Annotated in this window: 18 protein-coding genes; 11 read left to right on the forward strand and 7 right to left on the reverse strand. The window is 65.4% G+C overall.

Annotation, left to right across the window (positions count from 1 at the left end; all coding sequences use genetic code 11):
* Positions 1–29: 29 nt before the first annotated feature.
* From HDG37_RS09920 to HDG37_RS09930, 3 genes are all read left to right on the forward strand, one after another.
* The gene (locus HDG37_RS09920) at positions 30–536 is read left to right on the forward strand and encodes a (2Fe-2S)-binding protein (RefSeq protein ID WP_184046735.1); all 507 of its coding nucleotides are present in this window, start codon (positions 30–32) and stop codon (positions 534–536) included.
* Positions 533–4,180 carry a molybdopterin cofactor-binding domain-containing protein gene (locus tag HDG37_RS09925; RefSeq protein ID WP_184046534.1) on the forward strand — a complete coding sequence of 1,216 codons (3,648 nt, stop codon included), beginning with the start codon at positions 533–535 and terminating at the stop codon, positions 4,178–4,180. Before HDG37_RS09920 ends, HDG37_RS09925 begins: the two co-directional genes overlap by 4 nt.
* 103 nt (positions 4,181–4,283) lie before the next feature.
* Positions 4,284–5,492 (forward strand): ABC transporter substrate-binding protein, encoded by a 1,209-nt coding sequence (locus HDG37_RS09930; protein WP_184046536.1) that lies wholly within the window; start codon positions 4,284–4,286, stop codon positions 5,490–5,492.
* A 128-nt stretch (positions 5,493–5,620) separates the two neighbouring features.
* Here HDG37_RS09930 and HDG37_RS09935 read toward each other — a convergent pair whose 3' ends face one another.
* On the reverse strand, positions 5,621–5,872 hold the full coding sequence (locus tag HDG37_RS09935) for a hypothetical protein (RefSeq protein ID WP_018423554.1): 252 nt from the start codon (positions 5,870–5,872) through the stop codon (positions 5,621–5,623).
* A gap of 197 nt (positions 5,873–6,069) precedes the next feature.
* Here HDG37_RS09935 and HDG37_RS09940 point away from each other — a divergent pair, with 197 nt between their 5' ends.
* Positions 6,070–6,594 (forward strand): DUF6496 domain-containing protein, encoded by a 525-nt coding sequence (locus HDG37_RS09940; protein WP_184046538.1) that lies wholly within the window; start codon positions 6,070–6,072, stop codon positions 6,592–6,594.
* A 100-nt stretch (positions 6,595–6,694) separates the two neighbouring features.
* Here the strand turns inward: HDG37_RS09940 and HDG37_RS09945 are convergent, their stop codons facing one another.
* Positions 6,695–8,023 carry an aspartate aminotransferase family protein gene (locus HDG37_RS09945; protein ID WP_184046540.1) on the reverse strand — a complete coding sequence of 443 codons (1,329 nt, stop codon included), beginning with the start codon at positions 8,021–8,023 and terminating at the stop codon, positions 6,695–6,697.
* Positions 8,024–8,209: 186 nt separating this feature from the next.
* Between HDG37_RS09945 and HDG37_RS09950 the strand changes: the two genes are divergently transcribed.
* On the forward strand, positions 8,210–9,625 hold the full coding sequence (locus HDG37_RS09950) for a PLP-dependent aminotransferase family protein (RefSeq protein ID WP_184046542.1): 1,416 nt from the start codon (positions 8,210–8,212) through the stop codon (positions 9,623–9,625).
* Positions 9,626–9,648: 23 nt separating this feature from the next.
* On the opposite strand, the gene HDG37_RS09955 is transcribed toward HDG37_RS09950, so the two are convergent.
* Positions 9,649–10,272, reverse strand: coding sequence for a LysE family translocator (locus tag HDG37_RS09955; protein WP_184046544.1), 624 nt, complete (start codon positions 10,270–10,272; stop codon positions 9,649–9,651).
* Between the two features lie 258 nt (positions 10,273–10,530).
* On the opposite strand from HDG37_RS09955, the gene HDG37_RS09960 reads away from it, so the two are divergent.
* Together HDG37_RS09960 and HDG37_RS09965 are read left to right on the forward strand one after the other, a co-directional pair.
* Positions 10,531–11,433, forward strand: coding sequence for a glutamate/aspartate ABC transporter substrate-binding protein (locus HDG37_RS09960; RefSeq protein WP_184025029.1), 903 nt, complete (start codon positions 10,531–10,533; stop codon positions 11,431–11,433).
* Positions 11,434–11,648: 215 nt separating this feature from the next.
* The gene (locus tag HDG37_RS09965) at positions 11,649–11,960 is read left to right on the forward strand and encodes a hypothetical protein (RefSeq protein WP_260330386.1); all 312 of its coding nucleotides are present in this window, start codon (positions 11,649–11,651) and stop codon (positions 11,958–11,960) included.
* Between the two features lie 69 nt (positions 11,961–12,029).
* On the opposite strand, the gene HDG37_RS09970 is transcribed toward HDG37_RS09965, so the two are convergent.
* The 3 genes from HDG37_RS09970 to HDG37_RS09980 form a co-directional block, all read right to left on the reverse strand.
* A complete protein-coding gene (locus HDG37_RS09970; RefSeq protein ID WP_184046548.1) occupies positions 12,030–13,829 on the reverse strand; it encodes a chloride channel protein in 1,800 nt (599 codons plus the stop codon).
* Positions 13,830–13,831: 2 nt separating this feature from the next.
* A complete protein-coding gene (locus tag HDG37_RS09975; protein WP_184007094.1) occupies positions 13,832–14,248 on the reverse strand; it encodes a MarR family winged helix-turn-helix transcriptional regulator in 417 nt (138 codons plus the stop codon).
* A gap of 117 nt (positions 14,249–14,365) precedes the next feature.
* Positions 14,366–15,532, reverse strand: coding sequence for an HPP family protein (locus HDG37_RS09980; protein ID WP_184046550.1), 1,167 nt, complete (start codon positions 15,530–15,532; stop codon positions 14,366–14,368).
* A gap of 301 nt (positions 15,533–15,833) precedes the next feature.
* Between HDG37_RS09980 and HDG37_RS09985 the strand changes: the two genes are divergently transcribed.
* The 4 genes from HDG37_RS09985 (at position 15,834) to HDG37_RS10000 (ending at position 17,425) form a co-directional block, all read left to right on the forward strand.
* Positions 15,834–16,151, forward strand: coding sequence for a DUF1840 domain-containing protein (locus HDG37_RS09985; RefSeq protein ID WP_184046552.1), 318 nt, complete (start codon positions 15,834–15,836; stop codon positions 16,149–16,151).
* Between the two features lie 18 nt (positions 16,152–16,169).
* A complete protein-coding gene (locus HDG37_RS09990; RefSeq protein ID WP_184046554.1) occupies positions 16,170–16,511 on the forward strand; it encodes a hypothetical protein in 342 nt (113 codons plus the stop codon).
* A gap of 188 nt (positions 16,512–16,699) precedes the next feature.
* A complete protein-coding gene (locus tag HDG37_RS09995; RefSeq protein ID WP_184046556.1) occupies positions 16,700–17,197 on the forward strand; it encodes a universal stress protein in 498 nt (165 codons plus the stop codon).
* A 48-nt stretch (positions 17,198–17,245) separates the two neighbouring features.
* On the forward strand, positions 17,246–17,425 hold the full coding sequence (locus HDG37_RS10000; RefSeq protein ID WP_184046748.1) for a hypothetical protein: 180 nt from the start codon (positions 17,246–17,248) through the stop codon (positions 17,423–17,425).
* Positions 17,426–17,508: 83 nt separating this feature from the next.
* On the opposite strand, the gene HDG37_RS10005 is transcribed toward HDG37_RS10000, so the two are convergent.
* On the reverse strand, positions 17,509–19,719 hold the full coding sequence (locus HDG37_RS10005; protein WP_184046558.1) for a TonB-dependent siderophore receptor: 2,211 nt from the start codon (positions 19,717–19,719) through the stop codon (positions 17,509–17,511).
* Between the last annotated feature and the right edge of the window lie 295 nt (positions 19,720–20,014).

Here is a 20,014-nt window from a genome sequence, read left to right on the forward strand (position 1 = left end):
GCGCGGCGCGACAGGGTGCTCGCATCATGATGAACCGCGCCGCGCAGCTCGTGCTGAAGGTAAACGGCGCGACGCATGTGGTCAGCGCGGCGGCGCGGACACCGCTGCTCTACTTGCTGCGCAACGATCTCGCGCTGAACGGGCCGAAGTTCGGTTGCGGTCTCGGCGAATGCGGCGCCTGCACCGTGCTGCTCGACGGCATGCCGACGCGCGCCTGCGTGACGACCGCCGAAGTCGCGCTGGGCCGCGAGATCACGACGCTCGAAGGGCTCGGCACGCGCACCGCGTTGCATCCGGTGCAGCAGGCGTTCATCGACGAACAGGCCGCGCAGTGCGGCTACTGCCTGAACGGCATGATCATGACCGCGAAGGCGCTGCTCGATCGCGATCCGCATCCGAGCGTCGCGACGATCCAGCGCGAGCTGTCGCGCAATCTGTGTCGCTGCGGCACGCATGTCGAGATCGTGCGCGCGGTGCAGCGCGCGGCGCAATTGCTCGACGCGCAAACGGACGTGGACGACGGAGCGCGCGTATGACCGGGCCGGACTTCAGCGTCGATCGTCGTGGCGCGACGCCGTCGCGCAAGCGGTTGTACGACGCGCACAGCGTGCTGCTCGTCGCGCGGCCGCCGCATGCACCGGTCAAGGCCGCGCGCGGCCAGCCGGGTTCGCGTTCTTCGTTCGTGCCGACCGAGGCGGATCTGTTTCTGGTCGTGCGAGATGATGGCAGCGTGGTCGCGTTCAACGGTCACGTGGACCTGGGCACCGGCATCGGCACCGCGCTCGCGCAGATCGTCGCGGAAGAACTCGATGTGCCGCTGACGCGTGTGTCGATCGTGCTCGGCCATACCGGCGAAACGCCGAACCAGGGACCGACGATCGCGAGCGCGACGATCCAGATTTCGGCGGTGCCGCTGCGGCAGGCGGCGGCGCAAGCGCGTCAGTATCTGGTCGCGCAAGCGGCTGCGCGCCTGAATGTAGACGCGAACGATCTCGACGTGCAGGACAGCCGCGTGTTTCCGCGCGATGGCGACCCGGCGCAGGGCATTCACTTCGGAGATTTGATCAAAGGCCAGCGTGTCGAACTGCTGCTGTCGACCGATGCGCCGTTGAAACCGCCGCACACGTATCGCGTCGTCGGTAAAAGCGCGCCGCGTGTCGACATTCCCGCGAAGGCGACCGGTGAGCTGAGCTTCGTGCACGACGTGCGCGTGCCCGGCATGCTGCATGGACGCGTGGTGCGGCCGCCTTATGCGGGCGTCGCGCAGGGTGAGTTCATCGGGCACAGCCTGCTGGAAGTGAACGAAGCGGCGATTCGCGATTTGCCTGGCATCGTCAAGGTGGTCGTGATTCGCGATTTCGTCGGTATCGTCGCCGAGCGTGAGGAGATTGCGCAACAGGCGGCGCAGCGGCTCGACGTGCGCTGGAAAACGGTCGATGGCCTGCCGCCGCTCGACACGAGCGAGCAGGTCGAAGCGGCGTTGCGCGCGAATCCGGCGACGCGGCGCGATCTGGTGATCGAAGGCGACGTGGATGCGGCGCTCGCGCAAGACCCGTCGCGCACGTTGGAACGCACTTACGTGTGGCCGTTCCAGATGCACGCATCGATCGGCCCGTCGTGCGCGGTCGCGGACTATCGCAACGGAGGCGGCGACGACACGCAGCTGAAAATCTGGTCCGGCACGCAGAACCCGCATTCGCTGCGCGCCGACCTCGCGTTATTGCTGACGCTCGACGAAGCGCGCATCGACATCGTGCGGATGGATGCGGCGGGCTGCTACGGACGCAATTGCGCGGACGACGTCGCCGCCGACGCCGCGCTGCTGTCGCGCGCGGTCGGCGCGCCGGTGCGCGTGCAGCTCTCGCGCGAGGACGAACACGCGTGGGAACCGAAGGGCGCCGCGCAACTGATGGACGTACGCGGCGCGCTCACCGCCGAAGGCGAACTGGCCGCCTACGACTTCGCGACGCGCTATCCGTCGAACGACGCCCCCACGCTCGCGCTGCTGCTGACCGGCACGATTGCCGCGCAGCCGCAGGTGTTCGAGATGGGGGACCGTACGGCCGTGCCGCCGTACGACTATCGCAGCATGCGCATCGTCTGCGACGACACGCCGCCGATCGTGCGCGCCGCGTGGCTGCGCGGTGTGTCCGCGTTGCCGAACACGTTCGCGCACGAGTCGTTCATCGACGAACTGGCCGAGCAGGCCGGCGTCGATCCGGTCGAATTCCGGTTCAGGCATCTGACCGATCCGCGCGCGATCGACCTCGTCAAGGCGGTCGCGGCGAAAGCCGGGTGGGAACCGCGCGAACCCGCGTTCAGAACGCGCGGCGAGGACGACGAAGACGGCAACATCGCGCGCGGCCGCGGCATCGCGTACGCGCGCTACGTGCACAGCAAATTCCCGGGGTTCGGCGCGGCATGGTCCGCGTGGGTAGCCGAGGTCGAAGTCAATCGCAACAGCGGCGAACTGGCGGTCACGCGCGTCGTGGTCGGCCAGGACACCGGCACGATGGTCAATCCGGATGGCGTGCGTCACCAGATTCACGGCAACGTGATCCAGACGACGAGCCGCGCGCTGAAGGAGCAGGTCAGGTTCGGCGACAACGCGGTGACGAGCCAGGAGTGGGGCGCGTATCCGATCCTGACGTTCCGCGAAGTGCCGGTGATCGACGTCGTGATGATGCCGCGCCACGGCGAGCCGCCGATGGGCGCGGGCGAGTCGGCGTCGCTGCCCGGCGCGGCCGCCATCGCCAATGCGCTGTACGACGCGACGGGGGTGCGTTTCCGTCGCCCGCCGTTCACGCCGGAAAAGATCCGCGCCGCGCTCGCCGACGCGCAGGCGCACGACGCGGCGGCGGCGCGCAGGAAAAAGCGCTGGCGGCGCGGCTTTTTCGGCTTGTTGGCCGCGGGCGCAGTCGGCTGGCTTGGCGCGCTGTCGTTCGCGTCGGTTTCCAGCGCGCCGCTTGCGCCGATCACGCCGCCGCTTGCAAGCGCGTTTGCGCCGGAACTGGTCGCGCGCGGCAAGCTGCTCGCGTCGCTCGGCAATTGCGCGGTTTGCCATACCGCCCACAACGGCGTGCCGAACGCCGGCGGCAAGCCGCTCGCGACCCCGTTCGGCGTCGTTTACAGCACCAACCTCACGCCCGACGGCCAGACCGGGATCGGCCACTGGTCGCTCGAAGCGTTCGTGCGCGCGATGCGGCACGGCATCAGCCGCGACGGTCATCGGCTGTATCCGGCGTTTCCGTACACGTCGTTCCAGAACATCTCCGATGACGATCTGCACGCGCTCTACGCGTATCTGATGTCGCAAACGCCGGTGCGCAGCCGGCCGCCCGAAACGAAGCTCGCGTTTCCTTTCAGCGTGCGTCCGCTGATGGCTGCATGGAACGGCCTGTTTCTCGGCCGCACCGCGTTTGCCGCCAACCCCGCGCAGAGCGCGCAGTGGAATCGCGGCGCGTATCTGGTGAATGGCCTTGGCCATTGCAGCGCGTGCCACACGCCGCGCAACGCGTTCGGCGCCGAGAAAACCGGCGCGGCGTTCATGGGCGGAGGCAGCGCCGAGGGCTGGGAAGCGCCCGCGCTGTCGGCGTTGTCGAATGCGCCGGTACCGTGGAGCGAGGACGAACTGTTCCGCTATCTGCGCGACGGTCACGCGCCGTTGCACGGCGTCGCGGCCGGGCCGATGGCGCCGGTGATCGGCGATCTGGCGACGCTGCCCGACAGCGATATCCGCGCGATGGCCGTCTATCTCGCGTCGCTCAATCCGCTGGAGCTGAACGCCGATCCGGCCGCGACCGCGCGCGAATACGAACGGGCCAGCGCGATGACGGGCGCGCCGGTCACGGCGGGTGCGCGGCTTTTCGACGGCGCGTGCGCCGCGTGCCATCACGCTGGCAGCGGACCTCAGTTGTTCGGCGCACATCCGTCGCTGGCGCTGAACACGAACCTGCACGGCGCGACGCCGGACAATCTGATTCGCGTGATTCTCGACGGCATCGACTCGCCTGCGCGGCCCGAACTCGGTACGATGCCGGCTTACCGCGACAGTTTCAACGATGCCCAGGTCGCCGAGCTCGTGTCGTTCCTGCGCGCCCAGTTCGCGGGCGGCAAGCCGGCATGGCAGGACGTCGCCGCGAACGTGGCCAGAATCCGCGCGGAACCGCGCGAGCAATGAGCCGCCAGCCGTCGTCCGAAGGTGCGCAGGTCCACGCGCTTGCACGTCCGCACGTTCGCATGTCTGACTAAAACCACCATTCCTTCTGATAACGGAGAAACGCATGACCACGCGCGCAGGATGGATCTCTCGCCTCACGGTGTCGACCGTGTGCTCGTTTGCCGCGCTCGGCGCGAGCGCACAGCAGACCATCAAGATCGGTGAGATCAATAGCTACAAGGCGCAGCCCGCCTTTCTCGGGCCTTACAAGCAAGGCTGGAATCTCGCACTCGAGCAGGTGAACGCGGCGGGTGGCGTGCTCGGCAAGCAGCTCGAGGTTATTTCGCGCGACGACAACGGCAACCCCGGCGACACGATCCGCGTCGCCCAGGAACTGATCGCGCGTGAGCAGGTGCAGGTGCTGTTCGGCGGCTTCCTGTCGAATACCGGCCTCGCGCTCGCCGACTTCGCGAAGCAGAAGAAGATCTTCTTCCTCGCGGCCGAACCGCTGACCGACAAGATCGTCTGGGCCGATGGCAACAAATACACGTACCGTCTGCGTCCTTCGACCTACATGCAGGTCGCGATGCTGGTGCCCGAGGCCGCGAAGCTGAAGAAGAAGCGCTGGGCGATCGTGTATCCGAACTACGAGTACGGGCAATCGGCGGTGGCGACCTTCAAGAAGCTGCTGACGGCCGCGCAGCCGGACGTGCAGTTCGTCGTCGAACAGGCGACGCCGCTCGGCAACGTCGACGCGGGCGCCGTGACCCAGGCGATCGCCGACGCGAAGCCCGACGCGATCTTCAACGTGCTGTTCGGCGCCGACCTCGGCAAGTTCGTGCGCGAGGGCAATACGCGCGGGCTCTTCAAGGATCGCGCGGTGGTGTCGCTGCTGACCGGCGAGCCCGACTACCTCGATCCGCTCGGCGCCGAAGCGCCGACCGGCTGGATCGTGACCGGCTATCCGTGGTATTCGATCGATACGGCCGCGAACAAGCAGTTCGTCGACACGTATCAGGCGAAATATCACGACTATCCGCGGCTGGGCTCGGTGGTCGGCTATTCGGCGCTGATGTCGATCGCGGACGGCATCAAGAAGGCGGGTTCGACCGATCCGGACAAACTCGCCGCCGCGTTCAAGGGGCTCAACGTGCAGACGCCCTTCGGCCCGATCATGTACCGCGCGCAGGACAATCAGTCGACGATGGGCGCGTATGTCGGGGTGACCGGCGTGAAGGACGGCAAGGGTGTGATGACGTCGTACCGCTATGTGGATGGCGCGAGCGTGCAGCCATCGGACGCCGAGGTGAAGAAACTGCGCCCGGCGGATTGAGGACGTGGCGCGCGGCGGTCCGTCGTGACTGCCGCGCAAAGGCCGCGCGAGTGTTGGTGAATGCACGTTCGCAACGGCTTTTGCCACGAGCGGGCGGCTTTGAAAACGGCGCTTGCCGCCGGCGAAACCTACTCTTCCGCGTCGTGCTCCGTGACGAAGCGCTTCAGATAAGCGAGCACCGCCGCTTCCATCGCGCGATGATCGGCGGTGTTTTTCGAGCCCGCGTTTTCTTCATCGCCGAACAGTGTGGACGGCGCGTTGTGCACGTCCACTTCCTGCCCCTCGCGGAACACGCGAATTTCGTGGACGTCTTCGACGTACTCGGCGATCCAGTGCACGCCCTCGATATGCGTGCCAGCGCGAACCGTAACTATCTTCATGGCTGTCTCCATGCAAGGCGGCCGATTTGAGTTAGCGCTTCGGCGCTTACTCCCGTCCCATGTCCACCACCATACGCCGTCCCGCCGACGCACGCGAGTCCCGCCCCGCGCAACCGCCGCCGGAGCATGGCGCGGATGGGCGCTCCGGCACGCTCGTTGCTGAATGATAGAGACTCACCCACAACCGGAGAACCGTCATGCCAGAGCAGAAAACCTTGAAGCGTGCCGCGGCCGATAAACGCGCCGGCAAATCAGCGAGTACTCAAGCGGGAGAGTTCGTCAAGGAACAGGTGGACAAGGTCCGCGCCGGCAAGCACGGCGTGCGCTCGCCGAAGCAGGCGATCGCGATCGGGCTGTCCGAGGCGCGGCGCGCGGGCGTCGACCTAAAGCCGCCGAAGAAGGGCGCCACGAGCGAGGCGACCCGCAAGAAAGCGCAGAAGGACAGCGCGGCGGGCAAGCACGAAGGCACCGCGAAAAAGAGTGCGAGCAAGGAGTCGAGCGCGAAACGCTCGCGTGTGTCGGAGAGCGTGCTCAAGCGCGAGAGCAAGGCCGGGGCGTCGTCGGCGGCGATGTCGAAGCAGGCGAAGTCGGCGGCGGCCAAGCGGCCAGCCGCGAGCCGCTCGGCCGCAGCCAAAAAGGCCGCTGCGACGAAGGGCGCGGCTGGACGCTCCGCTGCCGCGAAAAAGGCCGCGCAAACGCGGGCGTCGCGCGCGCATCACTGAGCTTGCGGCTCGCAAAGCGGCAGCAATAAAAAAGAGCGGCGCACGCATGCGCGTGCCGCCGCTCTTTCGTCGTCGCCTGGTGGCGCGCTTGCGGGCCTTCTTACTGCACCGTCGCCAGCACCTCGCCAACGGTGCGGAAGAGCCGCGCGATCTGCTCTTCGTCGATGATCAGCGGCGGGGAGAACGCGAGGATGTCGCCGGTGAAACGGATCAGCACGCCTGCCTCGAAGCATTTGACGAACGCCTCGTAGGCGCGCGCGCCCGGCGCTCCGTCGCGCGATTCGAGCTCGATGCCCGCGACGAGGCCGAGATTGCGCACGTCCTTCACGTGCTTCGCGCCGCGCAGTCCATGCGCGGCGGCTTCGAACGTCGGCGCGAGGCTGGCCGCGCGCTCGAACAACTGGTCGCGGCGGTACAGATCGAGCGTCGCGATCGCGGCCGCGGCAGCCGCCGGATGCGCCGAGTACGTGTAGCCGTGGAACAGCTCGATCGCGCCCGGCGCGCCGCTACCCACGACCGTGTCGTGGATCGTGCGGCTCGCCGCGACCGCGCCCATCGGAATCGACGCGTTGTTGATCGCCTTCGCCAGCGTGATCAGGTCCGGCGTGACGCCGAAGTGTTCGCTCGCAGTCGCCTTGCCGAGGCGGCCAAAGCCCGTGATCACTTCGTCGAAGATCAGCAGGATGCCGTGCTTCGTGCAGATCTCGCGCAGCTTCTGCAGATAGCCTTGCGGCGGAACCAGCACGCCGGTCGAGCCGGCCACCGGTTCGACGATCACCGCGGCGATCGTCGAAGCGTCGTGCAGCGCGACGATGCGCTCCAGCTCCTCGGCCAGATGCGCGCCCCATCCGGGCTGGCCCTTCGAGAACGCGTTGTGTTCGAGGTCGTGCGTGTGCGGCAGATGATCGACCGCCGGCAACAGCGCCCCCGAAAACGTCTTGCGATTCGGCGCGATACCACCGACCGAAATCCCGCCGAAACCGACGCCGTGATAGCCGCGCTCGCGGCCGATCAGACGCGTGCGCTGGCCTTCGCCGCGCGCGCGATGGTAGGCGAGCGCGATTTTCAGCGCGGTGTCGACCGATTCGGAGCCCGAGTTCGTGAAGAAGATGCGATCGAGCCCTTCCGGCATCAGCTCGGCAACCTTCTTCGCCGCTTCGAACGCGAGCGGGTGGCCCATCTGAAAGGTCGGCGCGAAGTCGAGCGTCGACAGCTGCTGCGTGATCGCGGCGACGATTTCATCGCGGCCATGACCGGCGTTCACGCACCACAGCCCGGCGCAACCGTCGAGAATCTCGCGCCCGTCGGTGCTTCGGTAGTACATGCCCTTCGCCGATTCCAGCAGGCGCGGCGCGGCCTTGAACTGGCGATTGGCGGTGAAGGGCATCCAGAAGGACGACAGATCGTCGATGACGGGGCGCGAAGTCATGGCATCTCCTCGAAGTGGTGTCGGTTGGGGCTTTAAGCGTAGCCAAACTGTAGCCCTCGCGGTTTAATGGCGGCATAAACAGTTGACCAAGTGTGGTGTCAACTGTGCTGGTGGATTCGCGCGAACTGTTCCGGTAAGCGGGCGGTCCGCGGTCCGTCTTTTTGCCCCTCGTTTTTCGCCCGAAACATGATCGAACTGGACCTTCAACGCGACCGGCGCGCGGCGCCGACGCTCGTCGAACAGGTCGTGCGGAGCTTCGCGCGCGCGATCGACTCGCAATCGCTGCGCGCGGGCGCGCTGCTGCCGTCGGTGCGGCAGCTTGCCCAAAGCCACGCGCTGAGCACCTTCACCGTGACCGAGGCGTACAACCGGCTGGTGTCGATGGGGCTCGTGGTCGCGCGGCGCGGCTCCGGCTATCGGGTGGCGGCGCGCTCGCCGTCCACGCGGGCGGCCGTCGCCGACTGGACGCCGCCGAGCCTGACCGCGACGTGGCTGCTGTCCGACGTGTTCGCCGATCACTCGGTGCCGATCAAGGCGGGCTGCGGCTGGCTGCCGAGCGAATGGACCAACGAGAGCGGCCTGCAGCACTCGCTGCGCGCGCTGAGCCGGGTGCCGGCCGCGCGGCTTGGCGACTATGGCCATCCGTACGGCTTCGCGCCGCTGCGCGAGCGCATCGCCGAACAACTCGACCGGCGCGGGCTGCCCGTCGACGTCGCGAACGTGCTGCTCACGCAGGGCGCGACGCAGGGGCTCGATCTGATCGTGCGCACGCTGCTGCGCGCGGGCGATGCGGTGATCGTCGAAGATCCCGGCTACTGCAATCTGCTGCAGATCCTGAAGCTCGCCGGGCTGGTCGTGCATGGCGTGCCGCGCACGCCGGCCGGCGTCGATACGGACGCTCTCGCAACGCTGGTCGCGCGGCACAAGCCGAAGGCGATCTTCGTCAACACCACGCTCCAGAATCCGACCGGCGCGACCTTCGGCATGGCGGCCGCGTTCCGCTTGCTGCAGATCGCCGAGCGCGAGCGCATCTGGGTGATCGAGGACGACGTGAGCCGCGAACTCGCGCCGGCCGGCGCGCCGCTACTGGCGGCGATGGAAGGCTTGCAGCGCGTGTTGCACGTCGGCGGCTTTTCGAAGACGGTGACGCCGTCGCTGCGCTGCGGCTATGTGGTGGCCGAGCAGGCGGTGCTGCGCGAACTCGCGCGCACGAAGATGGCGGTGGGGCTGACGTCGTCGGAAACGATCGAGCGGATCGTCGACAAGGTGCTGGTGGAAGGGCGTTACGCGCGCCACGTCGAGATGGTCAACGAACGGCTCAAGCTCGCGCACATGGCACTCGAAGAACGGCTGGACGCGCTCGGGCTCGAGGTGTTTCACCGGCCGCGCGCGGGCCTCTTCATGCTGGCGCGTCTGCCGATCGAAGCGGAGCGCGCCGCCGAGGTCGCGACCGCCGCGCTCGCGCACGGCATCTGGCTCGCACCCGGCTCCTACTTCCGTCCCGACGACGCGCCGAGCGCGTGGTTCCGCTTCAACGCGCCGTATTCGAGCGACGACGCGTTGTGGCGCTTCATCGAACGGGTCGGGCAGGGGGCGTGGTAGACGCGGCGGCGCGCGTCGAAAGCTCAGCCGCCGTGCCCGATCAGCTTCAGCGCGATCGGATACAGCGACGCGACGAGCAGCAGCGCCATCGCGATGTTGAAGACGCGCAGCCGCTTCGGGTTCGACAGCACCTCGCGCATCGCGGTGCCGAAACCGGCCCACACGCAGATGCACGGAAAGCCGATCACATAGAACACCGCGGCCATCGCGGCGGCGTTCATGCCGAAGCTGTTGCTCAGGTGAATCGTCGTCGCGGCGGTCAGCACCATCATCCACGCCTTCGGATTGACCCACTGAAACGCGATCGCCTCGTGAAAGCGCATCGGGCGACGCTCGCCGTTCCTGAGCTTCAGTTCGCCCGACGTGCCGATTTTCCACGCCAGATACAGCAGATAAGCGACGCTGACGACTTCGAGTACCGTGTACAGCACGGGGAAATGCACGAACGCCTCGCCGAGGCCGATGCCGACCGACAGCATCAACAGCACCACGCCGACGCTGATGCCGGACAGATGGGGCAGCGTGCGGCGAAAACCGAAATTGACGCCCGACGCGAGCAGCATCGTGTTGTTCGGACCGGGCGTGATCGAGGTGACGAGCGCGAACAGGATGCCGGCGGGCAGCGCGCTGAGAGTGACGAAAGACATGGGGGCTCCGGTGTCGCCAACAGAAAACGGTGAGGTTCATTCTAGCGACAGAGGCCGGTACAGTACCTGTACGGTTTTGAAAATGATGTCCGGTACGGATCGATGATGACTTGATTGGCCGGAAAGCGTCGCCACGCGGCGTTTCAACACTCGGTAGTTAACATATGTTGCATTTATTTTTTTAATGGCAACATATGTAGACGGCTGGCGCAGCAGCCCGCTATCCATCAGGAACCTGCCGCACGATTGGAGATACCCATGAAAGTGATGAATTGGTCCACTGTTGCCATGCTCGTGGCGGCAACGTTGGCGAGTCCGGGCGCGTTCGCGCAGGACGCGACGTCCACGCTCGCGAAGATCCAGCGAAGCGGCGTGATCGCGATTGGCCATCGCGAGACGTCGGTGCCGTTCTCGTACGTCGACGCGAACAACGAGGTGGTCGGCTTTTCGCAGGACCTGTGCAACAAGGTCATCGATGCGGTCAAGGCGAAAACGAAGCGTCCGGACCTCAAGGTGCGCTTCATCCCGGTCACCTCGCAGAATCGCATTCCGCTCGTGCAGAACGGCACGGTCGATCTCGAATGCGGCGTGACGACCAATCTCGTCGCGCGCCAAAGCCAGGTGGCGTTCGCCGACACGTTCTTCGTCGCGACGACGCGTCTTCTCACGCGCAAGGACTCGGGCATCAAGGACTTTCCGGATCTCGCGGGCAAGACGGTCGTGACGAATCAGGGCACGACGTCCGAGCGCATCCTGCGCAAGATGAACGAGGACAAGAAGATGAACATGCAGATCATCAGCGCGAAAGATTACGGCGAAGGGCGTCTCACGCTAGAAAGCGGCCGCGCCGTCGCGTACATGATGGATGACGTGTTGCTTGCCGGCACGCGCACGCTGACCGCGAAGCCGTCGGACTGGATCATCACCGGCACGCCGCAATCGTCGGAAGCGTATGGCTTCATGTTGCGACGCGACGATCCGGAGTTCAGAAAGCTCGTCGACGACACGCTCGAACAGGTGATGAAAGGACCGGAAATCCACACGATGTACGACCGATGGTTCATCAAGCCGGTGCCGCCGAAGAACATCAGCTTCGACTTTCCGATGAGCGATTCGCTGAAGCAGCTTTACGCGACGCCGAACGACAAGGCGCTCGAATAACGGCTTTGGCCGCTATTGCGCGTAGGAATGGTTTCTAGTGGCAGTCTTTTGCTCTTTCCTCTATACCTGGCTATAGGCGGCGCGTTTCGGTTGAACGTCGCCTATAGCGGGAACGGAGGGGCAAAGTGAAGAGGCCGATGGAATCTTCGCGGCGCGGACGGATTTTCCCCAGTGGAATTCTTCGTGCCGCGCTGGCGTTGGCAAGCGGCGTATTCATGGTGTCCGCAAACGCCGACGCACAAATGCGCGCGATTACGATCGTATCGGGCACCTATGGCGAGAATTGCGGCGCGCCGCGCGGCAACCTGACTCGTGAGCTCGAGCGTCATTGCAACGGACGGGAAACTTGCGATTACGCGCTGCCCGGCCTGCACAAAGGTGGCACGACGATGGCATGCCCACGCGACTTCCACGCCGAATGGCATTGCGACCATGCGGACTTCCACACTGCGGCGCTGGGTCCCGGCGCGAAATCGGGCGACACGCTCGTGCTGGGTTGCGTCGAGTCGCGTGGCGCGGGCAAATAGCTCCATGCGCGAACAAAAAGGCCGAGGCCCTAACGGGGGCTCGGCCTTTGATTTTTTGCTGCGGTCTTTTTAGCGGGCTTTACGAACCGGCGCGAAGCGCCGCTTGCTGAACGACGGCCCGATACGACGGAAACGTTCCCGTTTGTGCTCTTCTTCGAAGTGCGCGAGCGACGGCTTGACCAGATCGCTGCGCGACACGATGCCTACCAGACGCATGCTGTTGCGATCGGCGACCACCGGCAGGCGTTCGAGCCCGAGCACGGCGAGCCGCGTCGCCACCAGCCGGCAGGTTTCGGATGACAAGGCAAACTCGGTGTTGTGTTGCGCGAACACGTCGGCGAGCGTCATCGCGCGCTTGCGTTCCGTGTCCTCGGCGCAGAAGCGGTCGAGCAACATGCGGTCGGCCACGCCGATCACCGCGCCGTCGCGCACCACCGGATACGCGCGGCGCAGCTGGTTCGCGCCGAACAGCGTCTGCAGCGTTGCGCCGACCGTCGTGGCGGCATCGACCGATTCGACCGAGGCGGTCATCACTTCGTCGACATAGTGGCGCTCGAGCGGATCGACGCCGTACTCGCGATAGATGTGATAGCCGCGTCGCGCGATTTTCTCGGTCATGATCGAGCGCCGCATCACGACCGTGGAGAAGCCGTGCGCGATCAGGGTTGCCGTCAGTAGCGGCAACAGCGCGTTGGCGTCGTGCGTGAGGCCGAACGCGAACACGATGGCCGTCAGCGGCGCGCCGAGCGTGGCACCAAGCGTCGCGGCCATGCAGACGAGCGGCCACAGCGCCGGTTCGCTGCCCGGGAGCCAATGCGCGAGCACCGTGCCGAGTCCGGCACCGAGCATCAGGAGCGGTGCGAGCACACCGCCCGACGTGCCCGAGCCGAGCGCGATGACCCACATCACCGCCTTCACGGCGAGCAGCAAAAGGGCGACCTGCACCGCAATGTGCTGATGCAGCAGATCGCCGATCACGTCGTAACCGACGCCGAGCGCGCGCGGTTCGAGCCAGCCGCCGATACCGACGACGATGCCGCCGAGCGCTGGCCACCACATCCAGTGGATCGGCAGCTTGCCGAACAGGTCTTCCACCTTGTAGAGCGCGGCGGACAGGCCGGACGCCAGCGCGCCCGACAACCCGCCCGCGACCGCGCACGACAGCAGCGACCAGCCATCGGGCGCGGCAGTCTGTAGCGGAAACAGCGGACCTGTACCGAAGAAAATCACGCGGGCGAAGCCAGCGACCGCGCACGCCACCGCGACTGGCAGGAAGCTGCGCGGCCGCCATTCGAACAGCAGCAGTTCGACCGCGAGCAGCACGGCCGCGAGCGGCGTGCCGAACACCGCGGTCATGCCGGCCGCCGCGCCCGCTACGAGCAGCGTCTTGCGTTCCGCCGCCGTGACCTTCACGCACTGCGCGATCAGCGAGCCGAGCGCGCCGCCGGTCATGATGATCGGGCCTTCCGCGCCGAACGGCCCGCCGCTGCCGATCACGATGCCTGACGACAACGGCTTGAGCACCGCCACTTTCGGCGACATCTTGCTCTTGCCGAACAGGATCGCCTCGATCGCCTCGGGAATGCCGTGGCCGCGAATCTTTTCGGAGCCGAAGCGAGCCATCAGCCCGACGATCAAACCACCGATCACCGGCACGCCGATCACCCAAATGCCAAGCGTATTGGTGGCGGGCGAGCGGTCGACGAACGACAGCGTGCCGAAGAAAAACAGATTGGTGAACAGGCGAATCACGTTCAGCAGAATAAAGGCGGCAATCGTGCTGACGAAGCCGATGCCTGCGGCGAGCGCGAAGATGCCGGGCAGCCGTGCATTCGCCGAGAAGTCGCGTTTGTGGGAATCCATGCTCATGGTTAGTCGAGGTCGATCCGTGGAACCTGGAAGGAGCCTTCGAGCGATCTCAATTCGGCGCGATGCAGTTCCGCAAGCCGTTCGAGTACCCGTTCTCCCGCTCTTTCGATGTGTACTTCAACCTGGCGGCGATCGGTCTCGCTGACCTGGCGGCGCACGAGATTCAGTGCCTCGCAGCGCGATACCAGCGCGACGACGCCGTGATGTTGCGCCTGCAGACGCTCCGCGAGTTCGCCGACGGTCGCCCAGTCGCGCTCCGGATAGCCCTTGATGTGCAGCAACAACAGGTATTGCAACGGCGTGATGCCCTCGCTTTGCGCGGCCTGCTCCGAGAAGCGCTCGAAGCGCCGCATCTGATAGCGAAACTGCGACAACTGCTCGAAATCGCTCTTAACGAGCTTGCGAGTCCGTACTTTCATGCCAAATCCGCCAATGCGAAGAAAACCGAAAATATATCACGTCATGATGTACTTGGGCGAATTGCGGCCGTCGAAACGGCATCGCGCGGCAGGTCTCCTCGGTCTTTTAGTTGAAAATCAGGCCGCCTCGCGGGCTCGGGTGGCGGTTTGCCGATACAGGCCGGAGATCAGGTCCACCTGCGTGATGATGCCGACCACGCGGCCCGCGCGATCGAGCACCGGGATGTGGTGATGGCCGAAGTTCGCGAACATCGGCACCAGTTCCGTGATCGGATCGGTGGCGGCGACGCTGCAGACCTCGGTGGTCATCACGCTGCCGACGTTCGACGTGCGAAGCGCATCGCCGCGCAGCCAGCCGTCGAAGTAGTTCAGGATCGGACCGAGCGCACCGAAGCTTCTTCTGTCGACGAAATCGGCGCGCGTGACGATGCCCAGCAGTTTCTGCGCGGCGTCGACGACCGGCAGCGCCTTCACGTTGTGGCGCTTGAACAACTGCCATGCGGCGGCGGCGCGCGTGCCCGGCGATACCGACACGACCTGGCGCGACATCACGTCTTCGCAGCGCAGTTCGTTGAAGCTGCGCGAGAACGCCTGAAGCTGCGTTTCGCGCAGCAGCGAATAGAGATCGTCGGTGTCGATGTCGAGCAGTTCGTCACGGCGTCCGAGCACGGCTTTGACGTCTTCGCGCGTGAAGCCGACGCGCGCGGCTTCGTCGGCGGCCTGGCTCGGCGTCGCGCGGTCCTGGCGTCCCGCATGCGGATAACGGTGGCCGGTTGCCGCGTGATAGACGAGCGCCGCGAACAGCAGCGCGGCCGACTGGATCGCGATCGGTTCGAGCACGAAGCGGTAGCCGAGCGCATGAATGACCGGGCCGCCCAGCACCGCGGTCAACGCGACCGCGCCCGACGGCGGGTGCACGCAGCGCAGCGCGAACATGCCGGAGATCGACAGCGCCACCGCGAGGGCGGCCGCCAGCGTCGGATCGCCGATCAGCATCGCGCAGGTTACGCCGACCGTCGCGGACACGAGGTTGCCGCCGATGATCGACCACGGCTGCGCGAGCGGGCTCGCGGGCACCGCGAACAGCAACACGGCGGAAGCGCCCATCGGCGCGACGAGCAGCGGAATATTCGCGACGGGGCCGAGCAGCAGATACATCAGACCGCCGGTGAACGCGATGCCGAGCAGCGCGCCGAGGCACGAACGCGCACGCTCGTGCCATTTCACGGTGACCGGTGCAGGGAGAAAGCTGGCAAGCCAGCCGAGAGCAGGAGAGCGGGACAAGATAGGAGCGGAAAGTAGTCGATGATGCCGGGCCCGACATTACCGGGGAAACCCTGGCAACGCGAATACAGTCTGGTCATGATTATATGTCAATATGATATAAAAGTTCTCCGCCCCCCACGCGGCGCGCGGAATCTGTCGCATCTCGCAGACAGTCGAGAACACAGCCGACGTGCTTCAGCATGGCCCTAAATCACCCCTCGGTGCGTTCCTTGTTTGTCACGTCGTGATATAAAATGAGAGAAGGCGGATTGGGAGGACTCGTTGGCCCGTTGCCTGATAGACCGATAAAGGAGCCATCATGATGATCACGTTTCAATCGACGGCGTCGCCGGATGTCGTCATGCTCAGGGATCTCGCACAATATCTGCTTGGTCTGATCGGCAAGCGGCTCGCCGCGCGGGGCGTTATCAGCCACGACGAGCTGCCCCGCGCGATCGATCGGCTCGAAACCGCCATCACCGAAGACGCGGCTGCGGAAACGACCCTCGAAGCATTGCACTGCTCAACCAGTAATCAACGCGAGTCGCGCAACCGGCTGTCGCAGCGCGCGTGGCCGTTTCTGGACATGATGCGTGCGGCGCGCGACTCGGACGCGGACATCATCTGGGGGCTGTAGTTCGTCGAGGGAATCGCGATGAAACAACTTGCGTCGCGTCGACGTTTCGCAATCGTCCTTATTTCGGTTTGCGCCGTTCCGCCTGCCTATGCGTTCTCACCCGCGCAGCAGACCGGCCGGTACCCGCAGCCGGTGTGCGGCTCCTGCACCGCATCGTGCGGCACGGGGGTGCGAAGCAGTGTGATCGGCGTGTATGGCGGCACCGTTGTCGACCAGTTGTCCAGCGGAGCGGTGGTGCTCGTGAAATGGCCGAACGGTTCGCCGCACGAGGCATGGACCGCTCGGTCGCATGGCTATGGTTTACCCGTCGATCCCGCGGCAAACGCTGCTCATGTTTTCTTTCTGTGGCCTAAGTCGTAGCGCGGTGTTCCTGATCGCCGGCGCCGGGCAACCGCTATTTCAGGGCGGGGATTCGGTGGCCGCCGAAACTCGCGAGTAGTGCCTGTTTGACGGCGTTTCTGTAGGTATTTGCATGCATCGGTGTCGCGCGGTATATGTCACGAACTGACATATAATTAATTGATCACGCACGGCGCAAGGAGGTTCTCATGTCGAGCTTCAAGCGCATTCTTCTCTGCTACGACGGAACTCGCGAAGGACAACACGCGTTGAAGGACGGTGCCGCTCTCGCGCAAGACCTGAACGCTGAAGTGCACCTGCTTTCCGTGCTCAACAACACGGCGTGGATGCAGGGCGCGGACATCACGTCCGCGGTGCCGGTCGATTTCATTAACGAATCCGCCAAAACGCTGCTCGACGAGGGCTTACAGAAGCTCGCCGCACGCGGAATTCGCGCGACCGGTCATCTCGCGATCGGCGAACCACTCGATGAGATTCCGTTTTTCGCTAACGATCTGAAGGCCGATCTGGTCGTCGTCGGTCATCGTCGCAGTCACGGACTCGCGCGATGGTGGGGTGGTCGGCACGACGGGCTGCTGCTCGATCGCGTGACGTGCAGCGTGCTGGTGACGATGGGCGCGGCAACCGATGCGCCGGCCGCAGCCGCAGGCACGGGCGAGACCGCGCGGTCCGCCGAACATTCATGAGCGTTGTGTTGTGTGTTGAGTTGTGTTGCGTTGGCACGGAGGCACACCATGAAAGACGTCGACGAACAGTTCAATCATCCTCAGCCCGTCAGGCACAGCGATAACAAAAGAGCAAGCTGCCGCAGCGCGCCGCCGATGCGCAGCGGCCGAAGAAAAAACCCGAAGGCGAGCCGCCGGTCGAGTGACGAGGGGCGGCGCTACGCCGTTCAGTTCGCGCGTGAACACTAAAACGCTGCCAGCCCGAAAGCCTGGCAGCGTTTTAGTCATGCATGCAAGCCGCTGGCACAGGCGACCGACATCACGTCAGACAATCAGAAGTCGGTGCTGACCGACAACAGGAACGTACGCGGTGCGCCCTGGGTCAGGTACGTCGTCGCGCCGTAGGCCGACACGGCTGACCAGTATGCCTTGTTCGTCACGTTCTGCACGGTGGCGCGCAACGTCGTCCTCTTGCCGTAGATGGACGTCTCGTAACGCGCCCCCAGGTCGAAGCGGTTCCACGACGGGATCGACAGCGTGTTGGCCACGTTCGCTTCCTGCGCGCCGGTATGGATCCAGCGCGCGTTGACCGCGAGCCCCGGCACCATCGGAATGTCGTAATCGGCGCCCAGGTTGAACAGGAAAGTCGGCACGCCCACCGGACGGTTGCCGTCGTAGGTTCCGCCTTGTGTGTTCTCGAGCGTCGCGTCCATCAGCGAAGCGCCGGCCAGCAGGCGCAGGCCCTTGAGCGGCTCGCCGTGCACTTCGGCTTCGAGACCGCGATGGCGCTCGTTGCCGTTCAGGCCATAGATATGCGTGGCCGGGTCGGTGAACGCCGACGGCTGTTCGATCTGGAAAGCGGCAAACGACGCACCGAGCCTTTCGGTGTCGTACTTGACACCCACTTCCCACTGCTTCGTGCGGACCGGCGCCAGTTGTTGACCGTAGTTCAGCGTGCCCGCCGGCGCGATGCTGCCCGCTGCCAGCGCTTCGCTGCGGTTCGCGAAGATCGACACGTTCTGCGTCGGGCGCAGAACGACGCTGAACAGCGGCGTCGTGATGCCGTCGCTGTAGTTGCCGCTGCCGATGCCCGTGTTGTCGTAGTTGGCCGTCGCGATCTGTTGGCGACGCGCGCCGACCGTGAACAGCACCCGGTCATGCAGGAAGCCGAGCGTGTCGGACGCGGACACGCTGCGGATCACCGTGGTGGCCGTCATGCCCGGATCGGCCAGGTTGCCGCCTGACATCGTCGTGGCCGGGTAAGGCGTCTGCACCGTGTTGTAGAGCGAGACCGGGCCCATGAAGGCGTAGGTCCACGCGGAGTTGGTGTTCTCGCTCGTGATGGCGCCGCCCGCCGCAACCCTATGCGACACCGGGCCAGTGTCGAAGCGGCCGCGCACGCCGACTTCGGCGGAGCTCGAATTCTGGTCGTACGGCACGCCGAGACGGGCACCGGTGACGCCGGTCAACGAATAGGTCGGCGAGTAGTACTCACCTTGCTCGACCGTGCGGCGCACACCACCGGTCGCATAAGCGGTCCAGCCCGGCAGGAAGTCGTATTCGGCCTTCAGGATGCCGACGGTGTCTTCGAGGTTCGTGTACGACCAGTTCTGCGCGTAGTTGTACGTTGCCGGCGGCACGGCGGGAATCGCGTCGCTGAAGTAGACGACCGGGCGGCCGTCGCTGACGTGCTCGCGCTGATACAGGAAGTCGCCGGACAGACGCAGCTTGTCGCCGCGCCAGTCGAGCGCGACGGCCGTGGTGTTGTCGCGGCGGTGTTCGCCGTCGATGCTAGTCTCGCCGTCACGATTCGCCTGGTTCACGCGGATCCCGAACTGGCCTTCGCTGCCGAAGCGTCGGCCGACGTCCACCTGCGCGCCGAACTCGCCGGAGCCGCTGGTTGCGAGTGTCACGTTGGTGGTCGGCGTGTCCTCCGCTCTCTTCAGTTGCACGTTCACGCCGCCGCCGATCGCCGAGCCCGTCGGCGAAGCACCGTTCAGGAACGCGTTGGCGCCCTTGAACACGTCGACCTGCTCGAGCGCCGCGGTCGAGACCAACTGGCGCGGCGTAACGCCGTACAGACCGTTGATCGAGATGTCGTCGGCATTGAGCTGGAAGCCGCGAATCACGAACACTTCCGAGAAGTTGCCGTAGCCGTACGCGGTTCGCACCGACGGGTCGTTTTCGACCACGTCGGCGAGCGTGCGCGCCTGCTGATCCTTGATCAGCTTGGCCGTGTAGGTCGTCATGCTGAACGGCATGTCGATGTTGCGCTGCTTGCCGAGCACACCGTAGTCGGCGCCGCGCGCGACCTGGCCGCCCGCGTATGTCGGCGACAGGTCGCCGGGCAACTCTTCGACGGCGGCCGCCTGAACCTTGATGGCGGGCAGCGTGCCGTCGGCGGCGGGGGCGGAGTCGGTGGATTGAGCGAACGCGCTGGCCGGGACACTGAAAGCGACGGCAATGGCGGCAAGGATGGTGGCGCGATGCAGAGTGGCTTGAGCAGGCGTGGCCTGCGGGCGATTCCAGCGTGAAACGGACATGAATTGGAAAGTAGGCGTGGTCGTCGATCTTCCGTCACGGGGCGCTAGTTGGAATCCGGGCGGCATTTTTCCTGGTTGCACGCGCGGATGATGCCGTTTATGTAAGCGGTCCGAGCGCGGAACGAAAGGTTCGGCGGAATTATAGTGCAAATAGGAATCATTCCTATTGTGGAAACGCAACGATTTACAGAACTGATGGCAAAAGTGGATGTTTTCGATGACGTCGAGCGGCCGCGACGCGCGGGTTTGACGCCGCCGCAGCCGCGGTACAGCGCTTGCTACCCACCCAAAGGTT

This window comes from Paraburkholderia sp. MM5384-R2 (assembly GCF_014201025.1).
Lineage (GTDB): Bacteria > Pseudomonadota > Gammaproteobacteria > Burkholderiales > Burkholderiaceae > Paraburkholderia > Paraburkholderia tuberum.

Coding starts and splice junctions, on each gene's coding strand:
- HDG37_RS09985 (WP_184046552.1), top strand. CDS start 15,834: ATGATGATCACGTTTCAATCGACGGCGTCGCCGGATGTCGTCATGCTC.
- HDG37_RS09975 (WP_184007094.1), bottom strand. CDS start 14,248: ATGAAAGTACGGACTCGCAAGCTCGTTAAGAGCGATTTCGAGCAGTTG.
- HDG37_RS09920 (WP_184046735.1), top strand. CDS start 30: ATGAACCGCGCCGCGCAGCTCGTGCTGAAGGTAAACGGCGCGACGCAT.
- HDG37_RS10005 (WP_184046558.1), bottom strand. CDS start 19,719: ATGTCCGTTTCACGCTGGAATCGCCCGCAGGCCACGCCTGCTCAAGCC.
- HDG37_RS09970 (WP_184046548.1), bottom strand. CDS start 13,829: ATGAGCATGGATTCCCACAAACGCGACTTCTCGGCGAATGCACGGCTG.
- HDG37_RS09965 (WP_260330386.1), top strand. CDS start 11,649: ATGGTGTCCGCAAACGCCGACGCACAAATGCGCGCGATTACGATCGTA.
- HDG37_RS09945 (WP_184046540.1), bottom strand. CDS start 8,023: ATGACTTCGCGCCCCGTCATCGACGATCTGTCGTCCTTCTGGATGCCC.
- HDG37_RS09960 (WP_184025029.1), top strand. CDS start 10,531: ATGAAAGTGATGAATTGGTCCACTGTTGCCATGCTCGTGGCGGCAACG.
- HDG37_RS09955 (WP_184046544.1), bottom strand. CDS start 10,272: ATGTCTTTCGTCACTCTCAGCGCGCTGCCCGCCGGCATCCTGTTCGCG.
- HDG37_RS09990 (WP_184046554.1), top strand. CDS start 16,170: ATGAAACAACTTGCGTCGCGTCGACGTTTCGCAATCGTCCTTATTTCG.
- HDG37_RS09930 (WP_184046536.1), top strand. CDS start 4,284: ATGACCACGCGCGCAGGATGGATCTCTCGCCTCACGGTGTCGACCGTG.
- HDG37_RS10000 (WP_184046748.1), top strand. CDS start 17,246: ATGAAAGACGTCGACGAACAGTTCAATCATCCTCAGCCCGTCAGGCAC.
- HDG37_RS09995 (WP_184046556.1), top strand. CDS start 16,700: ATGTCGAGCTTCAAGCGCATTCTTCTCTGCTACGACGGAACTCGCGAA.
- HDG37_RS09940 (WP_184046538.1), top strand. CDS start 6,070: ATGCCAGAGCAGAAAACCTTGAAGCGTGCCGCGGCCGATAAACGCGCC.
- HDG37_RS09925 (WP_184046534.1), top strand. CDS start 533: ATGACCGGGCCGGACTTCAGCGTCGATCGTCGTGGCGCGACGCCGTCG.
- HDG37_RS09950 (WP_184046542.1), top strand. CDS start 8,210: ATGATCGAACTGGACCTTCAACGCGACCGGCGCGCGGCGCCGACGCTC.
- HDG37_RS09935 (WP_018423554.1), bottom strand. CDS start 5,872: ATGAAGATAGTTACGGTTCGCGCTGGCACGCATATCGAGGGCGTGCAC.